Genomic DNA, 16760 nt, shown 5'->3' with positions numbered 1-16760 from the left:
GTGGCGGGACGCACGCCCCTTTGCATAGAGTCTGTGCGTCTCGGCTTACAGAACCTCCAGCACTGGACTCTCAAGCACTTTCCCCGTCACCACATCGGCAACTCCCCGATCCGTCTGGTGCGGGCCGGCATTGCAGGCGAGCGTTGCGCCGAAGCAGGCCTTGAAGACCCGATAGGGCGGTTTCCAGTCGACGATCTTTTCCATTGCCTTGCGGATGCTGGTGAAGGCCAAGGCAGTGTCCTTCAGCGATGCATCCGTCACCAGGCCGGAGAGCGGTAGCGGCAGGAGCGCCTCGATCCGGCCGTCTTTGGCGACCGCCATACCGCCGCCGGCTGATATGACGGCATTGGCGGCGAGCGCCATATCACCAGCATTGCCGCCGAAGACGGTGAGGTTGTGGCTGTCATGCGAAACGGTGGTACAGAAGGCGCCGCGCCATTCACCCCAGCCGGTGAGGAAGCCGATACGCGGGGTACCATCTGCTTTGCCGTGGCGATGGGCGACGGCGATCATGGCGCTGCCGGCCGGCGGCACGACGAAACCGTCCCTGACCTCGGTTTCGGCCTCGCCCCATTGCGTGAAGCGCGGGCGGTCGATGGTGGCGACGCGGACACGCTCGCCCTTCGCCGGAATGCGGAAATCATTCTCGGTCAGCGGGGGCAGCTTCACCGAATTGACAAGCGGCGCCGTATCAATCTGCTGGACGGCAGCCTGCATGCTGCCGTTGCGGGCAGCGATGCGGCCACCTGATATGACCAGCCGAGCCCGGAATTCCGTGAGGTCGTCGAAGAGCACGATGTCGGCGCGGCGGCCGGCGGCGACGAGGCCGAGATCGGAGCGCTTCAGACGTTGTGCGGCATTGAAAGTCGCGGCACGGATGGCCCATTCCGGCTTCATGCCGTAGCGCACCAGGCGCCTGATGACGTCGTCGAGGCCACCATCTTCCTGCAGTTCGTCGGGAAAGACGTCGTCAGTGCAGAGCGTGACGGTTGAAGGCAGGTGGCCGAGACCGTTCAGCACCTCGACGAACTCCTTCAGCAGATGGTCGTGCGAGCCGCGCAGCTCGATCGTCAGGCCGGCGGTAAGCTTGGCGAGGAGATCGGCACCGGAGGTAAGTTCGTGGTCGGAGGTGATGCCTGATGCCATGAAGGCGTTGAGGTCGGCGCCTTCGAGGCCGCGGGCATGGCCGCAGATGAGCTTGCTTGAGGCAAGGCCGGCATTGACGATGGCTGTCATCCGTGGATCGCCGTCAATGACGCCGCGCATGTTCATCACTTCGGCGACGCCGCCGACGGCGGAGGAGCGCAGCATCTCGGCGATGACGGAGGCATCAAAATCGGCGCCGGCAAGTTCCAGGTCCGGTGCGGAGGGCACGCAGGAGGGCGCGAGCAGGATCATGCGCAGCGGCAGGCAGCGCGCCGCCTCGATCGCCCAGCGCACGCCGTCGAGCCCATGGACGTTGCCGAATTCATGCGGATCCCAGACGATCGTGGTGACGCCGCGCGGCAAGACGGCGCTCGCATATTCGGCGGGTGTCACCATCGAACTTTCGATATGCATGTGCGTGTCGATCAGGCCGGGCGTCAGGATACTGCCCGAAGCATCGATCATCTCGACGGCATCCGTGCGGCTTGCGGGGGCATGGACGCTTGATATCAGCGCGCCGACGAGGCCGATATCGGCTTCCCGGATCAGGCCTGTCACCGCATTGAGCAACCGGCCACCGGTGATCAGCATGTCGAAAGGTGCGTCGCCGCGCGCAGCAGTGACGGCGCGGGCGCGCAAGGCGGGATCGTTGAGATCGGCGGGTTCTTGACGAGGGGTGGCGGTCATTTGCGGGCCTCGTTGACCAAAGCGGCAAGAATGATGACACGCGCCATGTCGGCATCGATGTCGGCGGCGAATTGGGCATTGAAGGTCGCATGCGTGGCGCGGGTCTCGACGACGGTGCGGCCACGGGTGAGGGCACCCTGCAGCTCGACGTCGATATGGGCGGGGCGGAAGCTGACGATATCTGGAGTGACGAAGGCGACGGCGGCGGAAGGGTCGTAGATTGCCATGGCCGGGCGGCCGCGGCTGGTGCCGATGCGGATATAACCCGAGAACATATCGGCGATGAGTTCGGCATTGGCGCCGCCGGCATTTCGCACCGGCTCGGCATCCTCGGGTCTTGCCAGCACCTTGCGGCAGAGGTCGAGATCGACCATGCGCAGCGGCAAGCCGTGGGCGATGACGATCGACAGGGCCTCGGGATCGGCGAGCGCATTGAATTCGGCGGAGGCCGTATGGTTGCCTGATGTGACGCCGCCGCCCATCCAGACGAGTTCGGTGATGCGGGCGGCAAGATCGGGCCGGGCAAGCGCCACGGCGGCGATGTTGGTGAGCGGGCCAAGCGCGAGGATGCGGTGCTGGCCTTTGCGCTCCAGCCAACGGCAGAGTGCTGCGAAGGCGTCGCTTTCGGCAAGGGCTGCTGCCTTCGGCAGGCTCTTGCCTGATGTCGGGATGCCGGTTTCGCCAAGGATCGCCTGAGCGGTTTCGAGCTTGCCGAGAACAGGCATGGCGCGACCGGTGTGAATGGGGAACCTCCAGCCGAAGGCACTGGCGGCGCCGGCGGCATTCATTCTCACCTGCGGCAGCGGCGTATTGCCGAAGACCAGTGATACGCCGTCGATCTCAAATTCAGACTGTGCCACCACCAGAATGGCGGCAATGTCGTCGAAGCCCATGTCTGTGTCGATCCAGACGCCCATGATTTCACCCGAACCGTTTGAGGGTTGCCGCGCGGGCAACCGGCAGATCGAAGGCGAGTGCGGTATCGATGAGGAGTGCTGGTGAGGCAATGAAAGCTTTCATCTTACATGTTCTCCATCTCTGAGGTCTTTTGTGCCGGGTTCGCGGGACCCGGATGATTGGCGGACGATTAGCTGCATGGCGACGCGTTCGATCTCTGCGGTAACGAGCACGCCCTCCCGGATGCTGCTTGTTTTTATGGTATCCACCAGCGCCGACACGGCAATTTCGGCAATCCTATCCATGTCCATCCGGACCGTAGTCAGCGACGGCGTAACAACAGGCGACCAGATGAGGTCATCGAAGCCGGTGACACTGACATCGGCGGGAATGTTGATGCCAGCCTGCTGCAACTCCGTCAGTGCCCGCAACGCCTGCAGGTCGGAGAGGGCGGCAAAGGCGGTGAAGCCCTGCCTGACTTTTTCGGCGAGGCCGAGCGGGCAGCCAATGCCGTTCTCCTGCTCCAGCCGGTCGATCCACAGGGTTTCCGAATGCATGCCCGAGCGCATGCCGGAGCGGATGCCGCCGGCGCGGTCATTCTGGACGTTGGATTCCTGATTGTTGCCGATGATGAGGACACGGCGATGGCCGAGACCCGCGAGATGGCCGGCGATTTCGAGCCCGCCCTGCCAGTGGTCGGCAGCAACGGTGTTTCCAGGCGTCGAGGGAGTGTCGATGATGGCGACGGGACAGGCAGCGGCCGAAATGCGGGTGGCGCGGCGAGGAATGATGACCATGCCGTCGACGCCGCGCTCGACCAGCCGGTTGATCGCCTCGGTCTGCGCGGCGACATCGCCGCGGGAATCGGCGATCAGCACGCCGTAACCGGCGGCGGAGGCAGCGAATTCGATCGCCTGCGCGATCTTCGGGAACAGCGGATTGGCGATATCGGGCAGCACCAGGCCGAGAACGCCGCTGCGGCCGGTCCGCAAGGCCCGGCCGGCCTGGCTCGGGACGTAACCCAGCTCGGCTGCACGCTCGCGAATTCTTTCGACCAATTGGCCGGAGACCCGGCCTTTGCCGGAAAGCGCATTGGAGACCGTGGCGACGGAGACGCCGAGCGACGTCGCTATCCTGCTGAGGTTCGGTCCCGGGCGCGATGCTGTCATGATTGACGAGATTACTCTGATTAATCGTTTAACCAGATTAGTAGCTTAGCTCTTTCCGCGTGTCGAATCTGAATTCATCTTATGCGCAATTATTCGGTTACGGCATGCGACAGGCAAGAAAAAGCCCCGCGAGACGATCGCGAGGCTTTGTATTCCTCAGGTCGATTGCAGCAGCTGTCAGCCCTTGACAGTCACAACCTTCGCCGCCGGTGCGGTCGTCTTGCCGCCGGGGGCGAAGCCACCGCCGACTGCGATGTTCAGCGAGACGTAGTCCTTGGCCATCTGTTGGACGGATGCGGCAAGGCTTGCCTGGGCCAGCGAAACCTGGCGCTGCGCGTCGAGAACGTCGAGCAACGAGGAGGCGCCGTCCTTGTAGGATGCTGTGGAAAGTTCGAGCGTTTCCTGCGTGGTCTTCACTTGGGCCTGAAGCGCCGCGACCGTTTGTGCGTCACGCCGGACGGCCGAAAGCGCATTCTCGACCTGCTCGACCGCGGTCAGCACCGTCGACTTCCAGTTGAGATAGGCGGTCGCGGCATCGGACTGTGCCGACTTGACGTTGGCGCGAAGGCGGCCACCATCGAAGATCGGCAGGTTGAGCGTCGGGCCGAAGGACCAGGGCGTCAGGCCGCCATGGATGCCACGCTGGTTGATGTAGGACGGCGAGATCGAGCCGCTAAGCGAGATGCTCGGATAGAGCTGCGCCTGGGCAACACCGATATTGGCCGTTGCGGCGGCGAGATCACGCTCGGCGACGCGGATGTCGGGACGGTTGCGGATCAGGTCGGCCGGGATGCCGGAGGTGATGCCGCCGCGGAATACCGGCTGACCGGAGCCCTTCAGCAATTCATCGACAAGAGCCGAAGCCGGCAGGCCGAGCAGCGTGGCGATGTGATGGGCTGATATTCGGATATTGGTTTCGAGGCCGGGAATTTCGGCGAGCGTCGACTGCACCAGGCCTTCGGCCTGAACGACGTCAAGACGCGAGGCGGCGCCAGCTTCAAGCTGGAACTTGGTCAGTTCGTAGGTTTCCTGGCGAGACTTCAGGTTGGCCTTCGAAAGCGCCAGGCGCTGCTGAAAGAAGCGAACGTCGATATAGCTCGAGACAAGGTCCTGTATGAGGGTCAGCCTGGCAACGTCAGCCGATGCGTAAGCGGAATCGAGCGAGGCAAGCGCGCTCTCCGTATTGCGCTTGTAGAGCCCGAAGAGATCGAGCAGCCAGCTCAGCTGGACGTCGCCGGCACTGGTGTTGCGCGTGTCGAGCTGCGTGCGCAGCTCGCCCTTCTGGCCGCTGACCGTCTGCGAGGCGCCGACCGTGAGGCTCGGCAGGCCGCCGGCGCCGGCGGTGGTGACGTTTGCGGAAGCTGCATTGATTCTTTCGATCGCCTGCTGAACTGTCAGGTTCTGATCGAGGCCGGCCTTGACGTAGCCGTTCAGTCTTGAATCCTTGAAGGCGGTCCACCATGCTGCAGTAGCAACATCGCCATCGCTCTTGGTTCCACCCTCTCCGAATTTGGCGGGCAGCGGCATCTCAGGAGGAACATGATCTGGGCCTACAACGCAGCCCGACAACAATAACAATAATGCCGGTGTGGCAAAACGAAGAGATACCATTCATTTCATCCTGTACTCGAGCAAGTCAATTCTTGTCCGAAGCTTCATGCTTCACTATCGGCCGCCGCGCTTCGTTCTACCAAAAACACCATTCCGAAGCAGTCGGGCGCAATGTAGCAACGCGAACTGCATTATCACAGTGCATTTATATCACAGTCCTGCCGCATTTTTGCCGCGTGTGGCAAAGATGCGTCGAATGACGACGAAAAACGACGGCACGAAGAAAATTCCGAGCATCGTCGCCGCCAGCATGCCGCCGAGAACGCCAATGCCGATGGCATTCTGTGCCGCCGAGCCCGCGCCTGTGGCGATTGCCAGCGGCACGACGCCCAGAATGAAGGCAAGCGAGGTCATGATGATCGGCCGCAGCCGCAATCTCGCTGCTTCCAATGTCGCCTCGTAGAGCCCCATGCCGCTTTCCATACGATCCTTGGCGAATTCGACAATCAGGATGGCGTTTTTCGCCGCCAGCCCGATGGTTGTGAGCAGACCGACCTTGAAATAGACGTCGTTCGCCTGGCCGAAAAGGGTTGCCGCCGTCAGCGCTCCGAGGATGCCGACGGGCACCGCCATGATCACCGAGAAGGGGATCGACCAGCTTTCGTAAAGCGCTGCCAGGCAGAGGAAGACGACGAGAACCGAGATCGCATAGAGCATCGGCGCCTGCGAACCGGAAAGCCGTTCCTGATAGGAGATGCCCTGCCAGGCGACCGTATAACCGCCGCCGAGCTCATTGGTCAGCGCTTCCATTTCGTTCATCGCATCGCCGGAGGACACTCCGGGAGCGGATGCGCCGTCGAGCGGAATGGCGCTGACGGCGTTGAAGCGGGCAAGCGAAGGCGCGCCCTTCACCCACTCCGTGCGGGTAAAGGCGGAGAAAGGCACCATTTCGCCGTCATTGTTGCGGGCGTACCAGTGGTTGAGATCGCTCGGCTGCATGCGGAAGGGCGCATCGCCCTCGACATAGACCGGCTTGATCTCGCCGTTCAGCGTGAAGTCGTTGACGTCGCGGCCGGTGAAGATGATCGACAGCATCGAATTGACCGAGGCGATGTCGACGCCCATGGCGCCGATCTTCTCCTGATCGAGCACGATGCGCATCTGCGGCTCGACTTCCTTGCTGCTGCTGCGCAGCGCCACGATCTTGCCTGACGTGTTGCCCATCTGGATCAGCCGCTTGGAGGCGGCCGTCAGGGCATCGTTGCCATGGCCGCCGGTGTCGACGAGATACATCGAGAAGCCGCTCGATACGCCAAGCCCCTGGATCGCCGGCGGCAGCAGTGCGAAGACCTGCGCCTCGCGGATCGCAAAGAAGCTGCGCAGCGCACGGTTGACGACCGATTGGGCGCTCAGCGTCGGATCGGTGCGCTGTGCGAAATCCTTGAGCTTGGTGAAGACGATGGCGCTGTTCTGGCCGGAACCGCTGAAACCGAAGCCGAGCGCGCCGAACACGGAATCGACGGCATCCTTCTCGTTTTCACGATAGTATTTCTCGACCTTCTCGACGACAGCCTGGGTCTGCTGCGTGGTCGAGCCCGGCGGCGTGGTGACGATAGTCAGCAGCACGCCCTGGTCTTCCTGCGGCAGGAAGGAGCTCGGCAGACGGGTGAAGAGATAGGCGCAGCCGGCGCCGACCAGAAGGAAGACCAGCATGACGCGGATCGGTCGCTTCAGCAGATAGCCGATGGCGCTGATATAGCCGTTGGTCGAGCGCGTGAAGTTGCGGTTGAACCAGTCGCCGACGCGGTGCTTCCTGTGTTCGCCGACCGGCTTCAGCATTGTGGCGCAAAGTGCAGGCGTCAGCACGAGGGCGACGAGCGCCGACAGCAGCATGGCTGAGACGATGGTGATTGAGAACTGCCGATAGATGATGCCGGTCGAACCGCCGAAGAAGGCCATCGGAATGAAGACGGCGGTGAGGACGAGCGCGATGCCGACAATGGCGCCGGTGATCTCGCCCATCGATTTTTCCGTTGCTTCGAGCGGCGAAAGCTTTTCTTCGGACATGATGCGTTCGACGTTTTCGACGACGACGATGGCGTCGTCGACGAGAAGGCCGATCGCCAGCACCATGGCGAACATCGTCAAGGTATTGATCGAGTAACCGGTGACCGCCAGCACCCCGAAGGTGCCGAGCAGCACCACGGGAACGGCAATCGTCGGGATCAGCGTCGCACGAAGATTCTGCAGGAAGACGAGCAGCACCACGAAGACGAGCACGATCGCTTCGATCAGCGTGTGGACAACTTTCTCGATCGACAGTTCCACGAAGGGTGTCGTGTCATAGGGATAGGTGATCTCCACGCCCGCCGGCAGGCCACGGCTGATAACCTCAAGCGCGGAGCGCACGCGGGCGGCGGTATCGATGGCGTTGGCGCCGATCGCAAGGTTGACGGCAAAACCGGTTGACGGCTGGCCGTTGTACCGAGAACTGCCGCCGTAGCTTTCCTGACCGATCTCGATGCGCGAGACGTCGCTCAAGCGCACCGTCGCGCCGTCCTTTTCGACCTTCAGGATGATATGCTCGAAATCGGCGACAGTGGTCAGCTGGCTTTGGGCGGTGATGGTGACGTTGATCTGTTGGCCGGGGATCGTCGGCTGAGCACCGAGCGAACCGACGGAGACCTGGGTGTTCTGGGCTTGGATGGCAGACGTCACGTCGCTCGGCGTCAACTGGTATTTCAGCAGCTTGAACGGATCGAGCCAGACGCGCATGGCGTATCCCGAACCGAAGACATTGATGCTGCCGACGCCTTCCAGGCGCTGGATCTGATCCTCGATCGAGGTCGACATGATATTGCCGAGGTCGACAGAGTTGCGCTTGCCGTCGGTCGAAACGAGCGAGCCGACCAGAAGGATGCTCGAGGTCGAGCGGGTGACGCTGATGCCGGCATCGATGACGTCGCTTGGAAGCTGCGACTGAACCAGCTGCAGCTTGTTCTGCACCTGCACCTGGGCGATATCGGGGTCGGCGCTCGTCCCGAAAGTGAGCTGGATGCTGGCCGAACCCGTCGATGAGGTCGAGGTCATGTAGGTGAGGTCGTCGAGGCCGGTCATGCCGTCTTCGATGATCGTCGTCACCGATTTCTCGACAGTCTCGGCGCTGGCGCCGCGATAGGTGGCGTTGATACGAACCGTCGTCGGGGCGATGTCGGGATATTGCGAGATCGACAGCGTGAAGATCGCCAGCAGGCCGGCGAGCATGATGGTGATCGCAATGACCCAGGCGAAAATCGGACGTCGGATGAAGAACTTGGCCATCGGTTGTTCCTGTGCGGCTGAGACGGTGACGATGCGGGCCTGCGGCGATTATTTCGCTGCGGGCTTCTGCGCGTCACCGGCCGCGGGCTGCTCGGCAGGCACGACCACGCCGGTGTCGTTAATCTTCATCGGGACCGGCTTCACCGGCATGCCTGAGGTGATCGATTGCAGGCCGCTGACGATCAGCTGATCGCCGTCCTTGATGCCTTCGGTCACGAGCCAGGAATTGTTGGAGGGCGAGCTGTTCTCGAAGGCGCGGGTTTCGACCTTGCCGTCGGCGGAAACGAACTGTGCCGTCAGCCGGCCGTTAGCGTCACGGCTCGTCGCCAGCTGCGGCAGCGCATAACCGGCCTCGGCGCCGAGCTCGACGGTTGCACGGACATACATGCCGGGCAGCACGATACGGTCGGGATTGGGAAAGAGCACACGGATGATGAAGGTGCCGGTCGTCTCACTGACCACCTGCTTTGACATGTCGAGCTTGCCCTGCTGGTTGTATTCCTTGCCGTTTTCCAGGATCAGATGGAAGACGACGTTGGCTTCGCCCTTGATGTCGCCGGCGGCCATCGCATCACGCAGCTTCAAGAGGTTGGTGCTCGATTCCGTCAGCGAGATGTAGATCGGATCGAGCTGGCGGATCGTCGTCAGCGCCGTCGTCTGGTTGGCCGAGACGACGTTGCCGACATTAACGGCCGTCTGGTCGATGATGCCATCGAAAGGGGCGACGATCCTGGTGTGGTCGAGGTCGATCTGTGCAGCGGAAAGCGAGGCCTTCGCCGACTCGACTTCGGCCTTGGCCTGGAGCAGCGTCGTCTTGGCCGTTTCGAATTCGATCTGGGTGGCGCCGCTGCCGACGAGGCGCTGGTAGCGGTCGAGATTGCTTTCAGCGCTCGGCACGCTCGCCTGCGCCTTGGAGATCGCCGCCTTGGCCTGCTCGACGGCGGCGATATAGGGTGCATCCTCGATCTGGTAGAGAAGGTCGCCCTTCTTGATCTCGCCGCCGTCCTTAAAGGCGACTTCGCGGATCAGGCCGCTGACCTGAGGCCGGATATCTGCGGTCTGAAATGTCTCGGCGCGGCCGGGCAGGATCGTGGTGATCGGGAAGCTGCCCTTCGTCAGCGTGATGACGCCGACGGGGGCAGCCTGCTGCGCCCCGGCTGCACCCGCATTGCCGGCGGGCTTGGAGCCACTGTCGCTGCAGGCGGCGAGAAGGGCTGCGAATGCCAGGGCCGAGGAGATGAGGAAGGCACGCCGTATCATGCTGAATTCCTGTGCGGTGGCAATCGCCGTCCAATCTACGAGCTCGGGCCTGCGGGCTCGGCTTGAGCGAGCGCAGGCTGATATAGGCGTCAGGATTGGGTTGGCTTCAAATGCCGTTATCCGAATTTAAGAAAAGCTTTACGAAGTGACGTAATTCAGCAATCATCACTTAGCAAGCGCTATTTTGCAGTGCGGCATCGACGAAACACACGATTTTTTCGGCGCGGTGCACGAGTGTCTCCTTGTCGTCGCGGGCGATCAGGACAGGGTGCAGCACGCAGGCCAGGACATCTGCGACCGTATGTGCCGCGCTCTTTGGATCGCGGCAATGATAACGTCCCTCCGCCATGCCTTCGCGGATGATCTCGCCGAGCGTCGCTTCGATGCGGGCGCGATAGCGATTGCCGGCCTCGAGTTTGGCTTCGATCGTCGAGAGCACCATTTCGAAGATATAAGGGTTCTTCTGGATGTCTTGCAGGTGGCTTTCCAGCAGGCGCAGGATGAAGCGGAGCAGTTGTTCCCTCGGCGGCAGGTTCCCATCAAAGGCGGCGAAGCGCTCGGCAGCATCGTCGAGATGGCGTCCGGCGATCGCATCGACGAGCGCGACCTTGGAACGGAAGTGCTTGAAGACATTGGCGGGCGACATGTGGAGCGCGCCGGCGATATCGGCGATCGACACAGCAACGAAGCCGCGCTCGCGAAACAGCATCTCCGCCATGGAGAGAATGTCCTCTCGCGTTTCCTCGGCCTTGCGTCTTGGCCTTCTTGCCATCTGTTCCCCGCCGGGCCGAGCCCGATACCCCTTTTTGCCAATGCTAGCGTATAAGCCCGAAAATCGGAATCGATTTTCGGAAAGGATTATGCGCCAATTCAAAGTGATAGCGCGTCCTTTCGGACGCGCGGCGCTCTAGCGCAATTGGACGAAATGCTGCAAGCCGGTGATCGGCCCGGCGGCTTTCGTGTGCCGCGATTTCAAGGGAAATAGCGGGCGAGGTTGGTTCGGACACGGGCAAGCGGTGTCTCGCCGCTGTTGTCGGGAGCAAAATGCTCACCGGTGATCGCCTCGTAGGCTTTGATGTAGACGGCCGAGGTCTGCTCGATCAGTTCGGCGGGGATTTCCGGGATCTCGTCCTTATAGGGATCGCAACGCTCCGCCACCCAGGCGCGGACGAAATCCTTGTCGAAACTTTCCGGGCGTTTTCCAGCGGCAAAGCTTGCCGGATAGCTTTCGGCAAGCCAGTAGCGACTGCTGTCCGGCGTATGGATCTCGTCGGCGAGGATAATGTTGCCGTCACCGTCGGTGCCGAACTCGTATTTGGTGTCGACCAGGATCAGCCCGTTTTTCGCCGCCATCTCCTGGCCGCGGGCAAAGAGGGCGAGCGCATATGTCGACAACGTCTGCCATTGCTCTTTCGTGAGAAGGCCACGCGTGACGATTTCGGCCGGCGTCAGCGGTTCATCGTGGCCGCCGTCGAATTCCTTGCTGGTCGGCGTGATGACGGGTTCCGGCAGGATCTGGTTGTCGCGCATGCCGTCGGGCAGACGCATGCCGTACATCTCGCGCTCGCCTTTTTTATAAAGCGTCAGGATCGAGGTGCCGGTGGTGCCGGCGAGATAACCGCGCACGACGATCTCGACCGGCAGGATGTCGAGCCGCTTGCCGATGACGACATTCGGATCGGGATAGTCGAGAACGTGGTTCGGGCAGATGTCCTTTGTCGCCTCGAACCAGTAGCGCGCCGTTTGTGTCAGCACCTGGCCTTTATAGGGGATGCAGGTGAGAATGCGGTCGAAAGCGCTCAGCCGGTCGGTGCTGATAATGATGCGGCGTCCGTCCGGAAGATCGTAATTCTCGCGCACCTTGCCGCGATAATAGTTCGGCAATTCCGGGAAATGGGCTTCGGAAAGAATTCGCACGGCGCTCGACTGTCCTTAATTATTGGGTGAAGACTTCTTGCTCTAGTTTCATTGCTGGGGAAGTCAAGCCGATCGGATATCGCATCACAGCCAGAACAGAGCGGTAAGAAGCAGGGCGAGGCCGTAACTTGTGACGGCAAGTGGCCAGCCGGTGCGCAGGAAATCGCCGAAGCGGTAGCCGCCGATGCCCATTGCCAGTGTGTTGTTGTGATGGCCGAAGGGTGTCAGGAAATCCAGGGAGGCGCCGGCTGCGACCGCGATCAGATAGGCTTCCGGCGCATGCCGGCCGGCTCTTGCGAATTCCAGTGCGATCGGGGTCAGGACGATTGCGACCGTCGCGTTGTTGACGAAAGGCGTCAATGCCATGGCCAGGAAGAGGATGAGGGCGATACCGAAGAGCGGATGAGTGATCGGCACGACGAGGCTCAGCCAGCCGGCAATGGTTTCAGCCGCTCCGGTGCTCGCCACCGCCTGGCCGATCGGGATCATCGCCGCCAGCATGATGATGATCGGCCAATTGAGATCGGCCATCGCCTGACGGATGTTCAGATGATTGAGCAGAGCGAGCACGAGTACGACGCCGGCAAAAGCGACGTCGGGACGCAGGCCGGCAGCGGAGGCGGCGACGCCACAGGCAAAGAGCGCGAAGGGCCGCCAGGAGAGGAGCGCCGGTTTGGCCGGTGCTGTCGGGGCGAGCGGCAGGCACTCGCTTTCCTCCAACGCTTCGCCGATCGCCGTGAGCGGCCCCTCCAGTGTCAATATATCGCCGATCGATAATTGCAGGTCGAGGAAGCGGCCCTCGATGCGTGGCGCGCGCATGGAAAGGGCGGTGACCGCGATGCCACGACGGTGGAAGATTTCGAGCGAGCGGACGCGCGAACCGACCAACGTGCTTTCCGGCATGACGACGGCTTCGACACGGGTGAAATCCGGCTGCAGGCCATGCGGATGGGCATCGGCCATCAGCGCCTGTGTGGCGGCAAGGTCGGTAAAGACCGCATCGGCGCCTTCGGCAAGCAGCACGTCGCCAGGTTCGATTACCGACTGGTCGAGCGGACCGAAGACGAAATTATCACCGCGGATCAGCGCGTGCGGCTTGATACCGAAACGCACCGGGCAATCGGAAAGTCGCACGCCGATCAGCGGCGAGATGTCAGGGATGCGACGCTCGACGACGATGCGGCGCGCGGCCGGGGGGATCGTTACCGGTGTTTCGTCGGGTTCCGGAAACAGGCGCTGCACGCGAAAGGCGATAAGCAAAATTCCGGCGATGGCGACCGGCAGGCCGACATAAGCGAAATCGAAGAAGCGAAAGCCGGTTCCGGTCGTTTTGGTAAGGGCATCGCTGACGAGCAGGTTGGCCGGGGTGCCGATCAGCGAAACGAGGCCGCCAAGCAGGGCCGCGAACGAGACCGGCATGACGAGCTGGCGGCGGGGGATCGTCAGGACCGTGCCGAGACGCAGCGCTACCGGCAAGGTGATCGCAAAAGCGCCGATATTGTTCATGAAGATGGACATGAAGCCGGCGAGCGCAGATGTGCCGGCGATCACAGTGAAGTCCGAGGGTCTTGCGGCCGCGAAACGGGCGGCGAGACTGTCGAAGAGCCTGGCGCGCGCCAGCACCTGGACGATCAGCAGGATCTCGACGACGGTGATGACGACGGGACTGGCGAAGCCCGTGAAGATCTGGTCGGCGGGATAAAGGCCGAGCGCGTAGCCGGCAAGCAGGCCGGCGATCGAGACCACCTCGATGCGGATGCGATCGAGCGAGAAGAGAATGAGCATCGCCAGCAGAAGGATCAGCAGGGATGCTTGCTCGAACGACATGGGCGGGTCCGTTGTTTCATCGACCAGGCGAACTGTAATCGTTCCTCCTGCGCTGTACAGAGCGCCTTCAGGTCAAGATTGAACAATCCTCATATCTCGCGTCAGGCTGGTGGTGCCTGCCACCGGCCGGCGGCGTTCCGCTGCAGAATGGGGGTTGCGAAGACGCTGACGGTGCGCGCGATCCATTGCGGCCCGGCGGCTGCGAGGCTTTCGCGCCAGCGCTCCGATTGCAGCATGGCCGCACCGATGACAACGGGTTCGATACCACAGGCCGTCAGCAGATGCAGACCGGCAACAATCGAGGCGCCGCTGGAAATGACGTCATCGATGAGTGCGACGCGCCGTCCCTGAAGCAGCGGCAGCATGCGCGGATCGATATAGAGGCGTTTCTGCTGTGTCGGCGTGGTGATCGAAGACAGGGCAACGGAGAGTTCGTCGCGATACCAGAATTTGCGCGAGGTGCCGAGCGGAACGTAGCGGTCATGGCCGAGCTTCTGCGCCACGGCGGCGGCCAGCGTCAGGCCGAGCGTCGGCAGGCCGGCGACGACATCGATGCGCATGGACCTGATCTTTTCGGCAAGGCATTCGGCGAGCGCATCGAGCACGGCAAAGCTTGCCTGGTTGACGATCAGCGAGGCGAGGGCGTGATCGCCATCCGCGAGCACACGGATCGGCAGGCGAAGCTGACGACCGTCTTCGAGCGCAGCGACATAGAAGGAGGTGAATTCCCCATCGCTGGCAAAGGTGCCGGGCGGGTGGATCTCTTGCCAGAAATCGTGCGGCGCCATCTCCGTCACAGCTGTCAATTGCGTCTCGTCCTTTCCATGCCGGTTCTCCGGCGCAGTGCCTGCAATTCCGGTTCGGTCAGCGCACGCACGGCGCCTTTCGGTAGTTCGCCGAGTTCAAGCCCGCCGATTGCGACGCGCACGAGGCGCAGGCATTCGGTTCCCAGCGCCTCCAGCATGCGGCGGATCTGGCGGTTGCGGCCCTCGTCGAGCTCGACCTCGATCCATGAATTCCTGTCGCCCTGGCGCAGGCGCCGCGCGGCGGTCGCCGTCAGCAACTCGCCGTCGTGGCGGATGCCCGATGTCATGGCGGCAATGTCCTCGTCGTCCATGATGCGGTCGATCTGGACATGATAGGTTTTCGTCACATGCGTGACCGGATCGAGCAGGATCTGGGCGAATTCGGTGTCGTTGGTGAAAAGCAGCAGGCCCTCGCTCGCTTTGTCGAGCCGGCCGACCGGAGAGAGATGCGGGATGTCGAAATCCCTGAGGCAATCATAGACCGTCGGCCTTCCTTCTGGATCGTGGCGGGTGGTGACGAGACCGCGGGGCTTGTTGAGCATCAGATAGATTCTCGCCTCGGCAGCGATGACGAGGCCATCGATACTGATCCTTGCCGTGGCAAGATCGACCCATGCGGAGGTATCGCTGACGGTGCGCCCGTCGACCGCAACGCGATTTTCGGCAATCAGACGTTCAGCCTGCGTGCGGGAGCAATAACCGAGCTTGGAAAGGGCGCGGGGAAGGGTAACCCGCTTAGCCGCGGCGTTATCGGCGGGCTTTGTCCGCTCACGCGTCTTGTGCGGTGGGCGCCGCTCCCTCATCTGCCATCCTTGTCCTGCTTTTGGTGCCGCTTTCTTGGCATGAACGGCGCAAGGATGCCAGCAAGGCAAATTAAAAACGAGGGGGAATAACAGGCGCCGCAAAAGAGGCCCAGCGCTTTGGGGAAAGCGCCGTCACGGCTTGATAGGGTGGCGCTGCCTCAGCGGCAGGCCATGAAGCCGGCCAGTTCCTTACGGCTGACGACGATACCAGCGGCGGCCTTGACCGGGTCCGGATGTGTGTAGGACAGACTAGGCATTTCCGGCAAATCGAGTGCCTGGCGCATATTCATGATACCGACCGCATAGCGGCCATTGGCGCTGTCGACGCTGACTTCGATAATGCAGTTGGCCCGCTTGTTTTCCATGGTAGTCCTCCCTTCATTTTTTTATGTTCCCATAGCTCACATTAAAAATTGGTTTTTGTAAGACATAAGCATTTACGCACCCTGCCGAAAAACGGATCGGCGGGTGCGTAAAAACTAGTTTATGGGTGGGTAAGCGCGTTCAGCGCCACCATTGGCGAGGCTGGGGCTGTGGGCTGCCGGAAAGCAGGTACCCGGCGAGGAATCCGATGGCGCCTGCAAGCACCAGCGCAGTGGTCGTTGCGGCCGGATGCTCGCGGGCGGCGTCGGCGGCGGCGACGCCTTCGGCCCTGATCTGGGCGACAGCATTTTTTGCCCGGGGCAGGGCTTCATCATAAGCCTTGCCGGCGCGGCCGCGCACCTCGTAATAGGCTTCGGCGCCCTGAGCGGAAATCATCTTCTGCAGGCGCGAGACTTCCTGCTGGAGTGCGGTAATGTCCTTGCTGACAGATGCTCTGATATCATCGGTATTGGCAGCCATGTTGGTCTCCTTCCTTCAATGGGAAAGACAACACCCAACTCGGTGATAGGTTCCGAAATCTCAGCCGCTGATTTGTGACGGAAATTTAAAGCTCGCCGATTGGGGGCACGTTAATCCTCTGTTAACCATAAATCCGCGCAAGATCCTGTTTTTCCGCTATCTTTCGGTAGCTGAGAGCGACTTTCCGGTGGATTTTTGACCAGTCGGTAAAGATTTTTTCGAAAATCCGTTCCGAAAACGCGCCCTGTGGATAATACCCATCAACAAAACACAAGCCGAATCAACCTGTTACAAAAATGTCAAAAAACTTTGGTTGGGTGTGTTGACTGTTCTAATGGGTTAGTTCTATAAGCCCACTCACTGAACGAGGGCGGCGGCGCTGCTGGCGACGAAGTCTTTCGTTCTGAAGAAACTCAAGCGGATTAGCGGATTGCTGGTTTGTGTTCTGGGCGCGAGTTTGGAACGGGTTTTGTCGACGGCTTAGGGCTGTCTGTTATTTGACAATTGAATATTGTGAAGAAAGAGAAACGTGG

Annotated in this window: 12 protein-coding genes and 1 pseudogene; all 13 read right to left on the bottom strand. The window is 61.7% G+C overall.

Annotation, left to right across the window (positions count from 1 at the left end; translation table 11 throughout):
* Nucleotides 1-45 precede the first annotated feature (45 nt).
* The 13 genes and pseudogenes from ELH03_RS17225 to ELH03_RS17165 all read right to left on the bottom strand — a co-directional run bounded on the left by ELH03_RS17225 (nucleotide 46) and on the right by ELH03_RS17165 (nucleotide 16227).
* Nucleotides 46-1833 carry an adenine deaminase gene (locus ELH03_RS17225; protein WP_128411987.1) on the bottom strand — a complete coding sequence of 596 codons (1788 nt, stop codon included), beginning with the start codon at nucleotides 1831-1833 and terminating at the stop codon, nucleotides 46-48.
* Nucleotides 1830-2750, bottom strand: a complete 921-nt coding sequence (locus ELH03_RS17220; RefSeq protein ID WP_128402963.1) for a nucleoside hydrolase — start codon at nucleotides 2748-2750, stop codon at nucleotides 1830-1832. Before ELH03_RS17220 ends, ELH03_RS17225 begins: the two co-directional genes overlap by 4 nt.
* A 104-nt stretch (nucleotides 2751-2854) precedes the next feature.
* Nucleotides 2855-3899, bottom strand: a pseudogene (locus ELH03_RS17215) (LacI family DNA-binding transcriptional regulator).
* Between the two features lie 177 nt (nucleotides 3900-4076).
* Entirely contained in the window at nucleotides 4077-5510 is a 1434-nt protein-coding gene (locus ELH03_RS17210) for an efflux transporter outer membrane subunit (protein WP_018068951.1), read from the bottom strand.
* Nucleotides 5511-5660: 150 nt separating this feature from the next.
* Complete coding sequence (locus ELH03_RS17205) at nucleotides 5661-8771, bottom strand: efflux RND transporter permease subunit (protein ID WP_128402961.1); 3111 nt, start codon at nucleotides 8769-8771, stop codon at nucleotides 5661-5663.
* A 48-nt stretch (nucleotides 8772-8819) separates the two neighbouring features.
* Nucleotides 8820-10031, bottom strand: a complete 1212-nt coding sequence (locus ELH03_RS17200) for an efflux RND transporter periplasmic adaptor subunit (RefSeq protein ID WP_128402960.1) — start codon at nucleotides 10029-10031, stop codon at nucleotides 8820-8822.
* Nucleotides 10032-10200: 169 nt separating this feature from the next.
* Nucleotides 10201-10803, bottom strand: coding sequence for a TetR family transcriptional regulator (locus ELH03_RS17195; protein ID WP_128402959.1), 603 nt, complete (start codon nucleotides 10801-10803; stop codon nucleotides 10201-10203).
* 200 nt (nucleotides 10804-11003) lie between these two features.
* The gene (locus ELH03_RS17190; protein ID WP_128412744.1) at nucleotides 11004-11948 is read right to left on the bottom strand and encodes a phosphoribosylaminoimidazolesuccinocarboxamide synthase; all 945 of its coding nucleotides are present in this window, start codon (nucleotides 11946-11948) and stop codon (nucleotides 11004-11006) included.
* 84 nt (nucleotides 11949-12032) lie between these two features.
* On the bottom strand, nucleotides 12033-13775 hold the full coding sequence (locus ELH03_RS17185; protein WP_128412745.1) for an SLC13 family permease: 1743 nt from the start codon (nucleotides 13773-13775) through the stop codon (nucleotides 12033-12035).
* A 101-nt stretch (nucleotides 13776-13876) separates the two neighbouring features.
* A complete protein-coding gene (locus ELH03_RS17180; RefSeq protein ID WP_128412746.1) occupies nucleotides 13877-14563 on the bottom strand; it encodes a phosphoribosyltransferase in 687 nt (228 codons plus the stop codon).
* Between the two features lie 14 nt (nucleotides 14564-14577).
* Complete coding sequence (locus tag ELH03_RS17175) at nucleotides 14578-15384, bottom strand: pseudouridine synthase (protein ID WP_128402956.1); 807 nt, start codon at nucleotides 15382-15384, stop codon at nucleotides 14578-14580.
* A 158-nt stretch (nucleotides 15385-15542) separates the two neighbouring features.
* The gene (locus ELH03_RS17170; protein ID WP_003542611.1) at nucleotides 15543-15749 is read right to left on the bottom strand and encodes a hypothetical protein; all 207 of its coding nucleotides are present in this window, start codon (nucleotides 15747-15749) and stop codon (nucleotides 15543-15545) included.
* A gap of 139 nt (nucleotides 15750-15888) precedes the next feature.
* A complete protein-coding gene (locus tag ELH03_RS17165) occupies nucleotides 15889-16227 on the bottom strand; it encodes a hypothetical protein (protein WP_128402955.1) in 339 nt (112 codons plus the stop codon).
* Nucleotides 16228-16760 lie beyond the last annotated feature (533 nt).

This window comes from Rhizobium beringeri (genome assembly GCF_004306515.1).
GTDB lineage: Bacteria > Pseudomonadota > Alphaproteobacteria > Rhizobiales > Rhizobiaceae > Rhizobium > Rhizobium beringeri.
The sequence above is the reverse complement of the archived record's forward strand: the minus strand, read 5'-3'. Positions and strand labels throughout refer to the sequence as shown.